Source organism: Mycoplasma testudinis ATCC 43263, from assembly GCF_000687795.1.
GTDB lineage: Bacteria > Bacillota_I > Bacilli_A > Mycoplasmatales > Mycoplasmoidaceae > Mycoplasmoides > Mycoplasmoides testudinis.
The window spans coordinates 35,782-52,907 of record NZ_JHXT01000003.1; the positions used below are offsets into that span (position 1 = coordinate 35,782).

Annotated in this window: 12 protein-coding genes and 1 tRNA gene; 8 read left to right on the forward strand and 5 right to left on the reverse strand. The window is 31.2% G+C overall.

Annotated features, from left to right (window positions below; genetic code table 4):
* The first annotated feature begins 1 nt into the window (after position 1).
* From T384_RS0101105 to T384_RS0101125, 5 genes are all read left to right on the forward strand, one after another.
* Positions 2-1,276 (forward strand): MPN316 family protein, encoded by a 1,275-nt coding sequence (locus T384_RS0101105; RefSeq protein WP_027119489.1) that lies wholly within the window; start codon positions 2-4, stop codon positions 1,274-1,276.
* Positions 1,277-1,304: 28 nt separating this feature from the next.
* Positions 1,305-3,065, forward strand: coding sequence for a cell division protein FtsZ (locus T384_RS06885; protein ID WP_052663392.1), 1,761 nt, complete (start codon positions 1,305-1,307; stop codon positions 3,063-3,065).
* Between the two features lie 204 nt (positions 3,066-3,269).
* On the forward strand, positions 3,270-6,260 hold the full coding sequence (topJ, locus tag T384_RS06890) for a terminal organelle assembly protein TopJ (protein ID WP_052663393.1): 2,991 nt from the start codon (positions 3,270-3,272) through the stop codon (positions 6,258-6,260).
* 47 nt (positions 6,261-6,307) lie between these two features.
* Positions 6,308-7,225, forward strand: coding sequence for a nucleotide exchange factor GrpE (gene grpE / locus T384_RS06895; RefSeq protein WP_052663394.1), 918 nt, complete (start codon positions 6,308-6,310; stop codon positions 7,223-7,225).
* Positions 7,226-7,231: 6 nt separating this feature from the next.
* Positions 7,232-7,624 carry an MPN121 family protein gene (locus T384_RS0101125; RefSeq protein WP_027119490.1) on the forward strand — a complete coding sequence of 131 codons (393 nt, stop codon included), beginning with the start codon at positions 7,232-7,234 and terminating at the stop codon, positions 7,622-7,624.
* A gap of 77 nt (positions 7,625-7,701) precedes the next feature.
* On the opposite strand, the gene T384_RS0101130 is transcribed toward T384_RS0101125, so the two are convergent.
* Positions 7,702-7,775 (reverse strand) — tRNA-Thr (locus T384_RS0101130).
* A 275-nt stretch (positions 7,776-8,050) separates the two neighbouring features.
* Here T384_RS0101130 and hrcA point away from each other — a divergent pair.
* From hrcA to T384_RS06055, 3 genes are read left to right on the forward strand one after another with little or no spacing between them, the layout of a single operon-like run.
* The gene (hrcA, locus tag T384_RS0101135) at positions 8,051-9,094 is read left to right on the forward strand and encodes a heat-inducible transcriptional repressor HrcA (protein ID WP_027119491.1); all 1,044 of its coding nucleotides are present in this window, start codon (positions 8,051-8,053) and stop codon (positions 9,092-9,094) included.
* Positions 9,057-9,710: a hypothetical protein gene (locus tag T384_RS0101140; protein WP_027119492.1), complete on the forward strand. Its 654-nt coding sequence runs from the start codon at positions 9,057-9,059 to the stop codon at positions 9,708-9,710. The genes hrcA and T384_RS0101140 overlap by 38 nt, the downstream gene beginning before the upstream one ends.
* Positions 9,711-9,713: 3 nt before the next feature.
* Entirely contained in the window at positions 9,714-11,711 is a 1,998-nt protein-coding gene (locus tag T384_RS06055) for a 1-deoxy-D-xylulose-5-phosphate synthase (protein WP_052663395.1), read from the forward strand.
* A gap of 107 nt (positions 11,712-11,818) precedes the next feature.
* On the opposite strand, the gene T384_RS0101150 is transcribed toward T384_RS06055, so the two are convergent.
* Genes T384_RS0101150 through parC form a run of 4 tightly spaced genes read right to left on the reverse strand, consistent with a single transcriptional unit; the run spans position 11,819 to position 17,125 of the window.
* Positions 11,819-12,925 (reverse strand): nicotinate-nucleotide adenylyltransferase, encoded by a 1,107-nt coding sequence (locus T384_RS0101150; RefSeq protein WP_027119493.1) that lies wholly within the window; start codon positions 12,923-12,925, stop codon positions 11,819-11,821.
* Positions 12,912-14,066, reverse strand: a complete 1,155-nt coding sequence (locus tag T384_RS0101155; RefSeq protein WP_027119494.1) for a GTPase — start codon at positions 14,064-14,066, stop codon at positions 12,912-12,914. The genes T384_RS0101150 and T384_RS0101155 overlap by 14 nt, the downstream gene beginning before the upstream one ends.
* Positions 14,053-14,658 (reverse strand): YqeG family HAD IIIA-type phosphatase, encoded by a 606-nt coding sequence (locus tag T384_RS0101160; protein ID WP_027119495.1) that lies wholly within the window; start codon positions 14,656-14,658, stop codon positions 14,053-14,055. Before T384_RS0101160 ends, T384_RS0101155 begins: the two co-directional genes overlap by 14 nt.
* On the reverse strand, positions 14,639-17,125 hold the full coding sequence (parC, locus tag T384_RS0101165; RefSeq protein WP_027119496.1) for a DNA topoisomerase IV subunit A: 2,487 nt from the start codon (positions 17,123-17,125) through the stop codon (positions 14,639-14,641). The genes T384_RS0101160 and parC overlap by 20 nt, the downstream gene beginning before the upstream one ends.
* Position 17,126: the final 1 nt, after the last annotated feature.

Consider the following 17,126-nt stretch of genomic DNA (forward strand, 5'->3'; position numbering starts at 1 on the left):
TATGTACAACCTAACGAAAGTCTATGCCGCAGTTTCTCTTACTCCAAAAGCATTTAATATTGTTGTAAGTGAAAACGCTAACGATAGTTTTAATCTTTTGTGAAGTGATTCGTTTGCTAACGAAGGATATTACGACCAAAACCGTATTTTACTGGCGACGCAGTTTAAGTCCAAGATTAAAGAAGTTTTAGGACGTGCTTCAGATATTTTAAGCAACAAAATAGTTAAGGTAATCGTCTCTTTTGAAGGTTTACTTGATGACTTAGAAATTAAAGCTGCTAGGACAAAACCAATGACGTTCGTGAACAAATGAAATCTGATTTACAAACAAATAAATAGTTTTGCTAATGAAATTTGCGCGACAGATCAATACCTTAAAAATACAAATGTATTTTCTTGAAAAGTTTTAAATTTCACTTATGCAAATAGTAAACAAGTAGCAACCGAATTAGAAGCAGGAAAAAATTATGTAGCAAACGTTCAAATTTATTCGTCTCGAAGCGATTTAGTTGGCGAAGTTAATGGAATATTTTATTCTCTCGGATACCAAATTTTGAAAAATTCATGCACTGAACTAGACTTTCACAGCATGATTAAAAACCCCGAAATAGATAAAATGGTTATTGATATCCAAGAAAATAAAACAAATTTTGCAACTTATCAGAATGGTGCTTTAATTAGTTTAACATCGACTAAATTTGGAGAAAAAAATATCTTGGAATACATTCTCAATAAATCTCAGTCAACTAATATAACTTTAAAGCAAGTTAAAGAAATGATCAGTAATCAATTAAATAATGCTAACTGTGAACCAATCAATTTAATTTGCAAAACAAACGATGAATTTTTAAATATGGGTTTTGTTAACACCGCTCAGTTAAAGAATTTGATTTTACAAGCTTTGTCACCAATTGCTGATGCTTTAAATTTAGAAAGAAAAAGAGTTGGCCAAAAATACCAATGTAACATTCAGCAAGTAGCTGTTTATGCAAAAACTTCTGCTATTGCAAGTGTGGCCGAAAAACTAACACGCCTAGTTGATAAAAATGTGGACATCTTTGCATACAAAAATATGTTCACTTTCTTGGAATACCAATATTTTTTAACTGGTTTAACAATTATGCGTCAAGTTCATGAAGACCACTTGAATAAAAGTGATGAAAGTTGTATCGAAGTCTTTTATTCTGAAACCTTTAATAAGAAATTTGATCGTAATTTAGCAATCTTGAATTTAACAAAAGATGTAACTCATTTAGTTCAAAAAATAATTAAATAATCAAAACTTAGAAAGGAGCTAAATTTTTATGAAAAAACTAAATCGCATGAATCAAGTTTTGTTCAACTTTGAAACTGATCAACCACGCTTATTTAAATCTGACGTTTTAATTGAGCCCAAAAAAAATAAGAAATATCCAATTCAAGAAAGTTTCACTGTCGAACAGGTTCATAAAAATTTATTATTTGTTCCAACCGATGAAACAGTGTATGAACAAGAACTTGATCAAGATATTGCTTTAACAAAACTTTTAGCCGAAGAAGATTCAACTCCAATTGTTGAAAAAAAGAAAACAACAAAAGAAATGCTTGACGATCAAGTTCAGGATTTTGACAGTGCTGCAATTGATCTTAACCTAATGTATCCCAAAATTAACCAAAACGATAATATTCAAGTTTCTGATGATAATTCTAATACCCAAAACAAAATAATAAATCAAGTTGAAATTAATAAAGATGAATTAACAGACGATACCGTAAACTTTCCGATTATTAAAGTGATTGGAATTGGTGGTGCAGGAAATAATATCGTTGAATACGTCACTAATTCAAAATCTAATTTGGCAATTCATGAAGCGGTAAATTTTTATCAACTAAATACTGATTCCCAACATTTGAAATCGTTAAAATATTGTAAAAATCGATTTCTTATTGAATCTGATTTAACTAAGGGAATGGGTTCAGGAGGTAATCCTGAATGCGGCAAAAAAGCAACTGAAGATTACGGACAAAAAATTCGTGATATTTTAAAGGGAACTGATGTCTGCATAATTGTTGCAGGAATGGGTAAAGGGACCGGAACTGGTGGTGCACCTGTAATAGCTAAAATCGCTAAAGAATTAGGTATTTTAACTCTTGGCTTTGTTACTTTACCAATGCATAATGAAGGTAGCAAAACAGCTGATAAAGCATTATCGGGATTACGTGAATTAAATAATTATGTGGACGCTGTTTCTTCCATTAGTAACGATAATGCATTAAGTATTCAAAACACTCAAATGAGTGCTTTTGGAATGTTTAAAAGTTGTAACGAGCAAATCGGTTTAGCAATTAAAATGATTACTGACATAATTTTGGTTCCAGCTTTCTTAAACATTGATCTAGCTGATGTACGAAATTTCTTTGCACGACAAAACCATATCAAATCATTTCTTCCTTTCCAAGTAAATTTTAATAATCAAGATATTTCCAAAATCAGCGACTTGATTACTAAAGAAATAAAAAAGTCAATTTATGATCAAGATTTAAAGAATGCATCTAACGCTATGATTTTATTTAGAGTAGATGATCAGACTCCAAATTTGCTTGTAGAAAAAGGAATTAGCGAATTGAAACGACTTGTGAAAAATGAAGATTTAAACATTATGTATGGAGTTCGTCAAATAAATGAACTTGAAAATTCCGTTGGTTTTGACGTAATTGCTTTACAAGACAGTGCAATTACAGTTGGTACGCCAAGAGTTTTAACGAGCCGAATTGATTACCCAATTTCGCGTTACCAAGTCGCCCAAATTGATGAACCAACTGAAAGAAAACACACAGTAGGTGATCGCAGTCGCTTCTTAAAAAACAAAAATACCAAACTTAATACAGGAACCACGTTGGTAAGCTATAGCATTATGGAAGATCAAATTGAAGATCTACTAGAAACTAAAAAACCCGAAATTGATACTGATAAAATGAGTAAAATCGTTAGTGCCTCGTTAAAAACCTTTTTCCAAGCAACAACAAAAAAAGATTATCAAAAAACTTCAACAGGATTCCGGGATTCAAAACTTTTTGAAAACTAGTTGATTAAACTAAGTCCGCGCCGTGAAATTAAGTTTTTGATACCAATATTTTTAGTAAACTAAGATATCTTTATATAAAAGGTATTTTATTTTTCTTTTTGTTATAATTTATCTTATATATTTAAATAATAGGGCAAAACTCTCTTTTTTTGTCTAAAATATTTTGTGCGATGTAAATGTTAACTTTAGGGAGTTTCTTTTAAAATGGCTGAAGAAAAACGCGATTATTATGAAGTCTTAGAATTAGACCGTGAATGTGACGAAAATGACATAAAAAAATCATTCCGAAAGTTAGCAAAAAAGTATCACCCAGACCGTAATAGTGCTAAAGATGCTGCAGCAAATTTTGCTGAGGTAAATGAAGCTTACGGGGTTTTAAGTGACCCAGAAAAACGCGCTAATTACGATCGGTATGGCCATGAGGGAATTGACGGTGCGCCAGGTTTTGGATTTGCCGCCGAAGAAGTTTTTTCATCATTTTTTGACACAATAAATGAATCAGGTGCTTTTAATGACTTAGGTTTTGATGAAGATAAGCCCAAAAAACGAAAAAGTGATGACGACGATAGTGAAGGTGGCAATCGTTGAAAACAACGCCGTGAAAAGAGAAGAAAAAGCAAAGAAGAACCAGAAGTTCAGCCAGAGCAAGAACCAACTCCTGTTGAATCTGTTGAAGAACCAACTTCGACTTTTGCTGATGAACCAAGTGTTGAACCCGAATTAACTCAAGAAACTTCTGAATATCAAGCTGATTATGATGAGCCTAATTTTGATAGTGGCTTAACATCAGAACCATCTCAGGAATTTGCAGATGATTATGATGAACCAAGATTTGATGCGGATTTACCTGAACCGCATTTTGACGATGGTTTAGATGAGCCCCATTTTGATAGCGGATTGCCTGAATCTTCTAAAGAATTTGTTGACGATATTGATGAACCAAGATTTGATGCTGATCTGCCTGCAACTGATGTAACAGATGCAGTTGTTGATGATTCTATGACTGACATCAATGATCAAACTGCTACAACTGATGTGGTTACTGAAAACGTTTTGGCTCCAGAAGGATCAGATGATTCAGAAGAAGAAGGTAATGAATTCTGAAGACAATATATTAATAATCCTGATTATGGTCACACCGAAAATGAGGAATGAGTATGGGATGGATATTTTGATGAAAATCAAGTATGAGTTCCTAATGAGACATTATCTGAAGATGCTAACCAAGCAACTGAAGAAGTTCAATCAGATCAAGATCCATCAACAATTCAAGAAGAAGTTGTTGAAGATTCTGTAGAATCTACAACTGAACCAGTAGAATCTGAAAATTCAGATGATCAAAACACGTCATCTAAAAGTACTGGGAATTATGACTTATCGTTCTTATTTAATAAATCCAAATCTTCACAATCAACACCAACAGAAGAACAAAAAACAAATACAGTTAGTTCAATTGATAACATTGATGATTATGAACCCTCCAAGACCGTTGATGGTTCATTTGATGAATCAAGTGATTCAGAAGGTCAAGGCCTTGAGGATGGTGGCTTAACAAGCGAAGATTTGTTTCGAAGTTCTGACACGGGAAGTGAACATTCTCCAACACAATCAGCAGAAGATAACCGAGATCGTACAGTATCTAACCAAAACACGGAAGAATTAGATATTAAAAAAGATACCAAGAAAAATAAAAAAGGTCAAAAAACAGAAAAAATTGAAACGAAAAACAAGCCTGAATCTTCTGAAACTGAAGAATTAGCTCCTTTGTTTATTGATTCAAGTGATGCAATCAAAGATAAAAATGTTGATAAGACAGAAGAAATCTCAACCAAAAATTTGAAAAAACAATTACAAGATAATTCTGATACCACAGTTGTTGAAGATTTCCGCAATGTTTGACGCAATCAAAAACCAATTAATTACTCAACTACAAGAATAATTGAAGATGATTTTCAAAATATTGACATTAAATCAAAAAATGATACCAATTCTTCTTCAGATGAAAATCAAATTGGTGTAAATAACAAGATTAGCGAAAGCAAAACAACTGTTATCACAAAAAATCTAGATGAAGATAATTCAACCCAAAAAATTCCGGTCGTTAATGCTAAAGTGTCAAATTCAAAAACGAGTGAACTTGATAGAATTTCAACTGAGGAAATACCCGAAAATTATGTCTTGCAAATTAGTCAACAGCAAGATTTAGACATTATTTATCAAGCCCGAATTCCGCAAATTTTATTGTTCAACAATTCAACTAGAAGATTAAGCTATTTACGGAATATTCCTTGTGAAGTATGTGATGCTACTGGAGCTGACATCAGTGATCCTAACGCTTTGCGAATTTGCTTCACTTGTCATAATAAAAAAGCTCAAGTTGAAAACTGCATGACCTGCAACGGCTATGGGCGTTTAATTAATAAGCCTTGTATTAAATGTAAGGGTAAATCATACTTAAAAGAACAAATTATTTTAGACATTAACTTACCGATAACAGATAAGTTAAAACTAAAAGTTAATTATCCAGGTTTTGGTCATATTATTGATGACAAAACAAAAGGCAATTTAATAGTTAACTTTATCGTTAGCAAAAGCAAATTATTTAAACTTGACAAAAATAACATTTGGACAATGACTTTAATCAATAACAGTATTTCAACTAAAGGCGGTGAAGTATTTGTTCCTACATTAAAACAATTAATTAAAGTTAAATTAGATCCAGGAACAAAAGTAAATGATCAGTTAATCATTAAAGAACAAGGTTTACCTGCTCGCTATGATGTCGTAAGCAAAACGAAATATAAACAAGGCGATTTAATTATTCGAGTAATTGAACCAAAATTGAAAAATAAAAATGGTCGCCGTCAAAGCTTTGATTCATACGTTAAAGAATTCTGTCGAATTGCCCAAAGGGAATTAGATTATTTAATTGCCAATGACAATAAATTAAAAACAGATACCCCGGCTAAAACAATTGAGCAATTAAATCAAAGTCGTTCACATATTAACCAAAATAATTTTAAAAAAGAAAACAATTCCAAAAAATCACAAGTAAAAATCGACATCTCAAATTCTAAGAAAACTAAATTAGAACAATTGAACAATAAAAACAAAACAAACAATGAAAAAAATAACCATGTAGCTCCGCCTACACCTACTAAAAAAATAGGTAGAAAGCCGAAACGAAGACGCTAAAATGGTGTTTCTGAGTAATAATGTCTTGGTATAATTAAGGAGTAATTATGGACAATTTAAAAAATAACTTTAACGAAAAGCTACGAAAATTTAAGAAATTCGTTAGTGAGAACAATAACCAAAAATTAAAGTCTTTGACTTCAGGATTTGAAACTAATTTTAAAGATCTTGAAGAAGCTTTTAAAGGCGTTATTGAAGCTTATGACAACGAATTAGCTAAAATGCCCAATGTTCAAAAAATGAACGATGATTACTTGAAAAAGATTGTAGCGATTCAAGATGATGCTTCGAAAAAAGTGGCTGAAAAAATTGAAGAACTAACAAGTAAGAAAAAAGAAGAAATTGAAGAAGCAAAGAAATATGCGATTGAAAAAAGCATTATGTCTGCAATTAATGTTTTAGATCAATTAGAAATTGCTTTAAGTTATGCTGTAATGGATCCTGCAGTTAAAAACTACGTTAGTGGTTTTAGAATGGTTTCTGATATGTTCTTACGTTGATTAAACGAATTAAACATTCAAAAGATTCCGATGGAAGCAGGCGATCCCTTTGATGAACAAAAAATGAGTGCATATGAAAAAGTTCCTTCTCATTTGCCAAAAAATCACGTTGCTAAAATTTCTAAATCTGCATATACCTTACACGACCGAGTGATTCGGCATGCAGTTGTTTCAGTTAGTGATGGTTCATTAGCTGATTACAATAATGCTGGTCAGCAAACGAAAACAGTTGCTATTACTCCGCACGCTGTTACCCAAGCCATTACTCCCTCTACGACTAACGAAACCCATACTGAAACTCAACAAATATCCCGACCAACCGTTCAAAGTATTCCACCCCGTGTTGTCCGTCAACAGCCTACTCAACAAGTTTTGCATCATGTTGAGCCGCAACGGGTGACCCAAACAATTTCCCAACACCCAACTCATGAAGTTGGTTCAGACCATAACACTAAGAAGGTTTAATTACATATGTCCGATTCAAAAAAAATATCAATAACTATTAACTTAGTTCCCGAACTTGTTGAAGAATTAAAAGCTAACTTAAAATCTCTTCAAGGCAAGCAAATCCCCTTTGATACAAGCTTAGAACAATTAATCGAATTAATCTTAAGTAATTACATTAATAGTTCTAAAGCAATGGAAAAAATGAATTCTGGTTTTTTACAAGAACTTCAAGAAAAATTTAGTAACGCTATGGGTGGAGAGGCTGGATCTACAGATTTTTATGCTAATTTAATGAAAAACTTTAAAAATATTTTTGATCCATCCCAAATGGGTGGAAATCCTTTTGAAGATCCTGCTGATTCTAAAAAAGAAGAACCAGCAACAAAACCAACTGAACACAAGAAAAAATTAGATTAAATATTGTTCATTAAGACAAAAAAAAGAAATACCCGGTTCACGCATGAACCTGGGTATTTTTGTAACTGTTTGTTTTCTGGTGCCGAATACAAGAATCGAACTTGTCTCTAGTGCTTACCATGCACTTGTTTTACCACTAAACTAAATCGGCTTTATAAACGAATTGACACTTAAGATTTGGCATAATCTTCAAAGCGTAAATAAAAGTTTAATAGCATCATAATAATGCCTAACTATTATAATTTAAAAGTGCTGTAAATACATTGAAAAATATTATTTTCAAACCAAAAGTTCATTTATAACTATTTTTAAAAGAAAAAACGGGTTTGACTTCATATAAAATTTATATAATGTTATATTAATAATATAAATCTTTTACTGGTTTAACAACCAATTATTTTATTCATGCAATATCGGGTGTAAACAATGGAATTAACAAAACGACAATCCAAACTAATTAAGGCAATAATCGATGAATATACAGCTACTGCTGCTCCGGTTGGTAGCAAATTATTGATGTCTAAATATTTTAAAGATTTATCAAGCGCAACTATTCGAAACGAAATGTTACAACTGGAAAAATTAGATCTTGTTGAAAAAACTCATACTTCTTCAGGAAGAGTGCCATCTTTAAAAGGATATCACTATTACGAAAAGAATTTACTATCGCCAATTGTTGATGATGAAATAAGAACAAAATTACGAAAAATTCTTTCAGCAAGAGTTAATTCAATTGACGAAGTAATTGAAGTTTCTGTTGACTTCATTAATCAAATTACAAATCTACCGACAGTTATTACTTCTTTTAAAACAGACGATCGTCTGTGTCGTTTAGATTTGGTTAAATTAAACGATACAAATGGACTTGTTTTGGTAGTCTCATCAAGTGGCAATGTCATTAAAAAGACTGTTCAGTTCGGATCAGAAAATCAGTTCGTAGATGTTGCAACATGTATTAAGGTTTTTAATGATCGATTAGTTGATACTAAATTTTCTGAAATTCAGTCAAAATTAGGAGCATTAAAGGTGATTATTAAAAAAATGGTTCATCAATATGAATATATCGTCCAAGAAATTGTTAACCGAATTTTCGAATTTAATGAAAATAATCAGACTAATGTCCGAGGAACTAAAAATCTAATTGCCCAACCAGAATTTGCAGATCGTGATAAATTACTTAAAATTATGAACTTATTAGAAAACACTTCGGTTTGGCAACAAATTTCATACAATCACCAAAAAACAGGAAAAACAGTTATTACGTTCGGAGACAGTTTAGGAGTCGAAGGTGTCTCAGTTGCTTCAACGATGATTGAAACTGACAATAAAAAGCACCAAATTGCAGTTGTTGGTCCAACCCGGATGAATTATGAAAAAATTAAAGGACTGTTGATTTTGTTAAAAGAAGAGATTGAAAAGATAGGACGTCACAATGTTAAAACCGAAAATCACATTGAAACCAATAACTAGAATTGTAAATGTTGCTAAAAAAGCAATAGTTATCAATTACGTTGACGTTGGCCTTCAAAAAGAAGTTTCTCAAAAAATCGTTAAGCAAAAGATTTTTGATAATTTTATAGCACTAGTCCTCATTTTTTGAGCCTTTCGAGATAAAAATATTTTGACTGAAAAAGTTGAATGCTGAAGTTTAAAAATTAACGATGTCGATCAACTTCAACCAGTCTATAAACTAATTGGAGAACTTTTTTTAATCGGCGTTAAAAAAATTAACGAAAATAAGGATTACTTTGAAGAACAAGACAACTTCGTCAAATTAGCTGAAGAATACGCCGAAAAAATAATGGTTGAAATAGCAAAAAATAGCTCAAAATCTAAAGAAGATAACGACGCTTTAGAAAGTGTTCTAGAAGTTTTATTAAACTTTAATTTTATTGATTTATATACTTTTAAAATTGAGGTTGCAACTAACCAGAAAGAACTTGAAATTTATAAGAAATTAGTGAAATTAATTGAAGTTCAAATGTCTTATTTAGATAATTCGTACGAAATGTTTCGCTGTGTAAATTCTGTTAACTTTAATACTTTTTTTAAAATTATTGTTTCCTTGAGAAAAAGTTTAATTTAAATTATGGAAAATAAAAACGACTTAAGTAATTTAATAGGCAAATATCCACTTTTAAACCAAATTGATAGTTACGCCGATTTCAAAAAAATTCCCAGTTCTCAATTAACTCAATTAGCCACTGAAGTTCGTAATTTTATTATTGAATTAGCAAAAAACAAAAGTATTCACCTCGGAAGTAATTTAGGAGTTGTTGAATTATCGATTGTTTTATGTCGGGTTTTTGATTTAGACAAAAACATTGTATTTTATGATACCGGACATCAAGCTTACGTTCATAAAATTTTAACCGGAAGGGCAAAACAAATGCATACCATTCGTGATACGAATGGTTTGTCCGGAATGCAAGATATGAATGAGTCTAAATACGATTTTTATTCAGGTGGTCATTGTGGGAATTCTTTATCAGTGGCTCAAGGGTTTTGTGAAGCTGATGGAAGTGAAAATGCGTTGATTTCAAATAAATGAAAAAAAGCACTTTTTCAATTGTTAGAACACGAGATAAATCCTTCTAAAATAAAAAAAATTACCAAGTTTCAAAATAAATTTAAGGTTAAGAAAAAATATATTGTCCCCGTGATTGGAGATAGTTCCATTTCAAATGGAATTGCTTTAGAAGCATTAAATGATTTAAGTTTTCGAAAAACCCAGCCTATCGTTATTTTGAATGACAACGGGATGTCAATTTCTAAATCAGTAGGATCATTAGCTAAAGCTGTTTCTAAAATTAGAGTGAACAAACTTGTAACCTTTATCGAAAAAATTCTTTATAAGATTTTGTGAAACACAGAATTAGGAAAAAAGATTTACCGCTTCATGTACAAAATTTTTCATGGAGTGGGTAAACGAGTTGCGGGAGCAAATATTTTTAGTTCGCTAGGATTTCAATATATTGGGCCAATTAATGGTCATAATATTAAAGCTTTAAATAATGCTTTAGAAAAAGCAAAATGATACCAGCAGTTTCAGCCAGTTATTGTTCATATAAAAACAATCAAAGGTTTTGGTTTGGATAATGCTATTAAAGATACGATCGGAATGCTTCATAATTCTATTGTTGAAAATGATACAACTAAACTGACAGGTGAGCATTTGAGCAATTATTTAAACCTACTGATGGCACAAAATAAATCAATTAGAGTGATTAATCCAGCAATGACTTTAAATTCTGGTTTCTTGCAATTCAGTTTAGATCATCCGGGTTATTATTTTGATGTTGGAATATCTGAAGAACATGCTTTGAGTTTAGCAAGCGGGATGGCGCTTAAAAAATTATCACCAATAGTAATCATTTATTCAACTTTTTTACAACGTGCTTATGATCAATTAATTCACGATTTCGCAAGGCTTAAATTAGGATTAACTCTTTTAATTGACCGTGCCCAAGTATCGGGTGCTGATGGTAATTCTCATCACGGAATTTTTGATGTCAGTTTACTCAAAACAGTACCATTTACTATTATTAGTGCTCCCTGTGATATTTATCAAGCAAAATTACTTTTAAACGATTCGATTTATCATTCAAAAAATGTTATTTATGCAATTCGGTACCCTAAAAAATTACCGGAAACACAATACTCCCAACAGCAAAAAACCGAGCTGGAAAATAACATCAAAAATAAAAACTGACAAATGGTTATTCGCAATCAAAATAAAACTAAAAAACTAGTTATAACTTATGGTAATTGAGTTAATGTTTTTAAAAAGACAATAGGTGACAATAATTATCAAGTAGATTTAATAAACGCTTTATTTGTTCATGGCTACAACGCAAGACAATTAGAAGCTATCATCAATGATTATGATGAAATTTTAGTTTATGAAGAAATCTATGGGCCCCAAGGGTTATATAGTGACTTGAAGACTGCTGCAAAACCAGGCAAAATTATTATTGGAAAACACTTCACAAATTTTCCAGGATCTGGAAACAACAATGATATTTATGACGCAAATGGATTAAATGTCAAAAAATGCTTAGAAGAATTTTTAAAAGTTAAATCTTAAAAAGCAATAAATTTTTTCTAGGCATTTTTTCAGTTTTTTTTTGCTAATAGTAAGGCATTAACTAAAGATATTCGTTTATACGTTAATAGCATCTGCTTAAATAAAATTTAATTATATTTTATCTTCGTTTTTTTCAAGAAAAAATCTAATGTAATTTTGTAAATTTTTTTAAATGCTTGATTTACATTTTTTAAAGCAAGTTTTTGCATAATGTTAATATCAAAAAGTTGTCGTTCTTTATCTTTTTTTCTTCCTGGTTCAATTTTATCTGCTACATAAATAATTTTATCAAGAACGGTTAATTTTTTTTGAATTGGTTCAGTATGACGATAAACGGCATTCAAAATTGTTTCATTATCAAATAAATAATCATGTTTCATAATGTAGTATGCTGCAAAGGGATGAAGGGTTTTGATTGACGTAAATTTTTTAATATTTAGTAAACTTGCATATTTAAGTAAATCATCTTTAGAAAGCTCTTTGGCTAAATCATGAAACAGACCAGCCACATAAGCTTCATTAGGATTTTTATAGTTACAAGATCTTGCCAAACGTTTAGCAAACCTTGCTGTTCTTAAACAATGCTGCCATCGTTCGTTGCTCAAACGTTCTTGAATTCTTTTATTAGCGTAAACGCAATTGTCATTTATATATTTAATAACTAATGGATTCATTCATTTCTTAATTGATTTTCTTCTTAATGTTGAAGAGCTGATATCAATTAAAGTTTCGCCAATTCTTTGCATTTTGAATTTTTTAACATTTTCATGAACAACAGGAAAACCGGGACGATCTAAATATATAATTTGACTGTTTTTACTAATTCATTCAGCGTTTTCTCATTTGTCGAAAGTGCTTAAGTGATCAGATCCAATTAGACTAAATAATTGATCGTTTTTGAAACGTTTTTTAAAAGCTTTAAGCGTCTTATAAAAATAAGAATTTTTGTTTTTGATTTCGTCCAAACTGATTTTTATCTTAGAAAATTGTTTAGTTGCTATTTTTATCATCTGAATCCGGTGATAATTCGAGGCATTTATGCGTTTTTTAAAGGGCGATAAATGAGAAACAATTAAATATAAAACATCAGCATTTATTGCTTTCAAGGCCATTTGAGCCGATTTTAAATGACCGGCATGAAAGGGATCAAAACTGCCACCATACAACACGATTTTTTTAGGGATTACGTTTTTTTTCTTATTATATTTTTGCATTGTCAAAAAAGATTGGTTTAATTATCTTATTAGGTATTTCAAGTTTAATTGATTTTATATTTTTTAAACTAATAATCCCAAGGCCATATAAAACTAAAAAGCATTGTTTTTCTTGAGAAGTAAATCAATACTGATTGAATTCAAGTTTCTCAGAATTAAATTTGTTGCCAAATAATTTATCGTGATTCAGTTTCAAGCGTTCGCTATTTTTGATAGATGATTTATGTACTTTCAGATTTTGACTAAAATAAAAAGTTGCCGATCCTTTAGTTGCGTCATTTAATTCAAGTTCGCATCATAACAAATTTTCTCCAATAAATAACTGGTTACTTGTTAATTGAAAGGTTTTTGGTTTAATTGTGTTGATTCCAACTATATTTTTTAATTGTTGCATACTCATTAACGACTGGAAAGTATCGTGGCGTTGAACCCCAGGAACATCAATCAAAGTAAAATCTCGAGTTTTTATTTGTTTTAACCCTTGGGTTGTATTCAAAAATGGACTTGTAACTAACAAGTTGTGATTAATTCTTTCACGTTTTAAAATTCAATTAATAATGCTACTTTTACCGCTATTTGTAAGTCCAACAAAACAAGCTTTCAAATGATCTTGACTAACTTGATATAAAGCGTTTTGCAATTGTAAGTAGTTAAGGTTCTGTTTAACGGATGTAAATATAATTTGACTGTCATCAAGATCTAATTCAAGACGATCGACATATGTAAATAAACGTTTTAATAACAATTCTCAATTTTTTGTAGATACGATTAAATCAATTTTAGAAATAACTAAATAAAATGCTTTTGCTTGTTTTGCTAATTGTTTAATTTCCTTTACTTCAAAAGGAATACTAGACAAGTCACAGACATAAAATAACGCGTTTTTTTCGTATTGAAAATCTTTTAGTGTTGCACTAGCGCTACTTTTTGCAACAGTATCAACTATTTTAGTTTTTCCGTAATGTTTTATTTGAAAACAACGTTGGCAAAGAATCGCCTTATTAATCACTGGTGTAAATCCGGGATCATTTTGATTTTCACTTAAGATTGCACCACAACCACCACATTTTTTATTAATGGTTTTTATCTCTTTTGTTTTTTGCTGTTTATTTATTTTTTTTGTTGTTTTATAAGATTTCATTTGCTCCACCAATAAAGTCCTCGTTTAAGACATCAATGTTTAAGAAGTTATTTTGTTCTAACCTTGAATAAATAAAACGTTCTAAAAATAAGCGAATCCGTTTATTCCCTAATTTAGATTCATATACAATATCCATTAATGAACTAACTAAAATTGATTTGCACCCTAAACGGTTGGCTGCAAGAATGTCAGTAATTAATTGGTCTCCCATAAAAACAATATCCGCTGGTGCATAATGATGTTGTTTCATATGTTTTTTAATTTTATTAATTAAAGGTTTTTTTGCGTTGGCAATAAATCCATTAATTAATTCTTGGTTTAATAGTTTTTCGCTAAATTCTGAAACCCGACGTGTTGAATTATTTGAGACTAATCAAACAGCAATTTTCTGGCTCTTTAAAAGCTTTAAGAAAGCGATAACATTCTGGGTTGGTTTGCGACTGAAGTGGGGCACTAAAGTATTGTCTAAATCACAATACAAAACCCGAAATCCCTGTTGTTTGAGAGCAAAGATGTTTAATTTTTCAAAATTAGTTAAATAAATACTAGGACGAAAATAGTTTAAGATCGTACTACGACGGTGTTTCAGCATTGTTAAATAAATTATTTGTTTCGTTTATTATAGTTTCATCTACGATTAATGGTGCATAAACTTGTTGTTTAAAAACAGCACTCATTCGGGAATCAAGATCCATCACGGGAATGATACCGACCTTTACAAAGTTTAAATTTCCTTCATTATCAGCAATTAAAACAGGTTGGTTTACTTTAGCAATAAATCCATAAGTTATTTTATATGGTTTTGATTTTACTTGTTGCAATAACGGTTTCCCCATTGTTGAACGACTTAAACTATCGATATCATGGATTCGAACTCTTTTTGCATTCCCATGACTAGCTAGTAAAGTTAAGTATTCGTTTTTATCAGAAACGATGACGCTGCTAATTAAATTATCATCGGGACGTAATTTGATTCCCCTAACACCCATTCCTTTTAAACCGATGGCAGTTACTTCGTCAATATTAAAACGAAGGCCATAACCATTTTTAGAAATTAATAAAACTTCGTTTTTTTCGTCGTGAACGTTTTGAACATCAACTAATAAGTCATTTGCTTTTAAACTCATACAAACACTTGGACGAGTACTTTTAAATGACATAATGTCGTTAACGAAAATCCGTTTGACCATTCCATCTTTACTGGTTAAAAATAAAGTTTCATTTGTTTCATTTTGATTGGCTTTAATGATTTGACTATAAATAATTTTTTCATTATCACGTAAAGTTGTGATGCTATTGATATGAGCACCTTGTTCTTTTAAACGGCTAGGTTTAATTTTATGAACGGGTAATACTAAGAAATTACCATAAATTGTGATTAACAAAAGCCGATCTAAACTATCAGCCGATTGAATGTTTATGACACTATCACCCTCTTTTAGTTTAGCGGTTTTGATCGCTTCAATGGAAACTGTCTTTGGACTACATAATTTCAAATATCCATCACGAGTTACAACAAGAGTGTTAGTTTTGTTTTCAATCACGTCAGTCGCTTCAATGACAATTTTTTCAACAGCACCTGCTACTTGCGACTTACGGGCATTACCAAAGCGTTTTTTATAATTGCGTAAGATATTTTTTAAGTAATTATTACGATGTACTTCATCATCTAATAATGCTTGGAGCTCTTCAATTTGGGCTTGGAGTTCTTTAGATTCATTCATCAGTGCTTGAACATCGGTATTAGTTAAGCGATACAAGCGTAATTGGACGATTGCTTCAGCTTGAATTTCGCTTAATTTTAAGGCTGCAATTAGTTTTTCTTTAGCATCATTTTTATCATTGGCAGAACGAATCAATTTAACTACTTGATCAATAACTGAAGTTGCTTTGATTAAACCAACCACAATTTCTAAACGATGTTTGGCTTTCTTTAAATCAAAATTGGTACTTTTGATAATGACATCAACAGCATGACTTAAATAACTATCTAAGTAGCCAATTAATCCCATTTGGACTGGTTTACGATGATCAATTACAATTGTATTAATGTTGAAATTGATTTGTAATTGGGTTGTTTTGTATAAATATTTTTTAATAGCTTCTGCAGCTTTTTCGTCGCCCTTATATTCTAAAACGATCCGAATTCCATTTTTATCTGATTCATCGCGAACTTCTTCTAAATATGGTAACTTGTTGTCAACAATAATTTCTTCAATCGAACGAATAATTAAGGCTTTATTAGTTTCAAATGGAATTTCACTAATGATTAGTTTATTTTTTCGTTTATCGTTTTCAGGACCAATTTTAGCCCGAATGACTAATTTACCGCGACCGGTTTCAAAAGCTTCTTTAATTCCACCATCATCATGAATTATTCCGCCGGTTGGAAAGTCTGGTGCCGGAATAACTTTCATTAAAGAATCCAACCGACAGTTAGGCGAATCAATGCGCATAATAATTGCATCTATTAACTCATTTAAATTGTATGGTGGGATATTAGTCGCATAACCTGCAGCAATTCCAGAAGCTCCGTTCACCATCAAGTTAGGTAATAAACTTGGTAAAACAGTAGGTTCAGTTTCAGCATCATCAAAATTAGGCACAAACTTAACCGTTTCTTTTTCCAAATTAGCTAACATTTCATATGCAAAGGGTGATAACCTAGCTTCAGTATACCGCATTGCTGCAGGACTATCGCCATCGATTGATCCGTTATTACCTTGCATATCTATTAAACGAATGTTATTTTTTCATGGTTGACTCATTCGCACCAATGCTTCATAAATTGAAGAATCACCATGCGGGTGGTATTTACCGATAACTTCTCCGACCGTACTTGCTGATTTTTTATGCGGACGATCTGGAGTTAAATTTAAACGACTCATCCCGTATAAAATTCGTCGTTGGACCGGTTTAAGTCCGTCGCGAATATCAGGTAAAGCCCGATCTTGAATGATGTACTTGGCATATTTGGCAAAACTATCAGACATAATTTCGCCAAGAGAACGTTTTCAAATGCGTTGGAGTTGACTGTCTTTATCTTTTTCGTGAGCCATA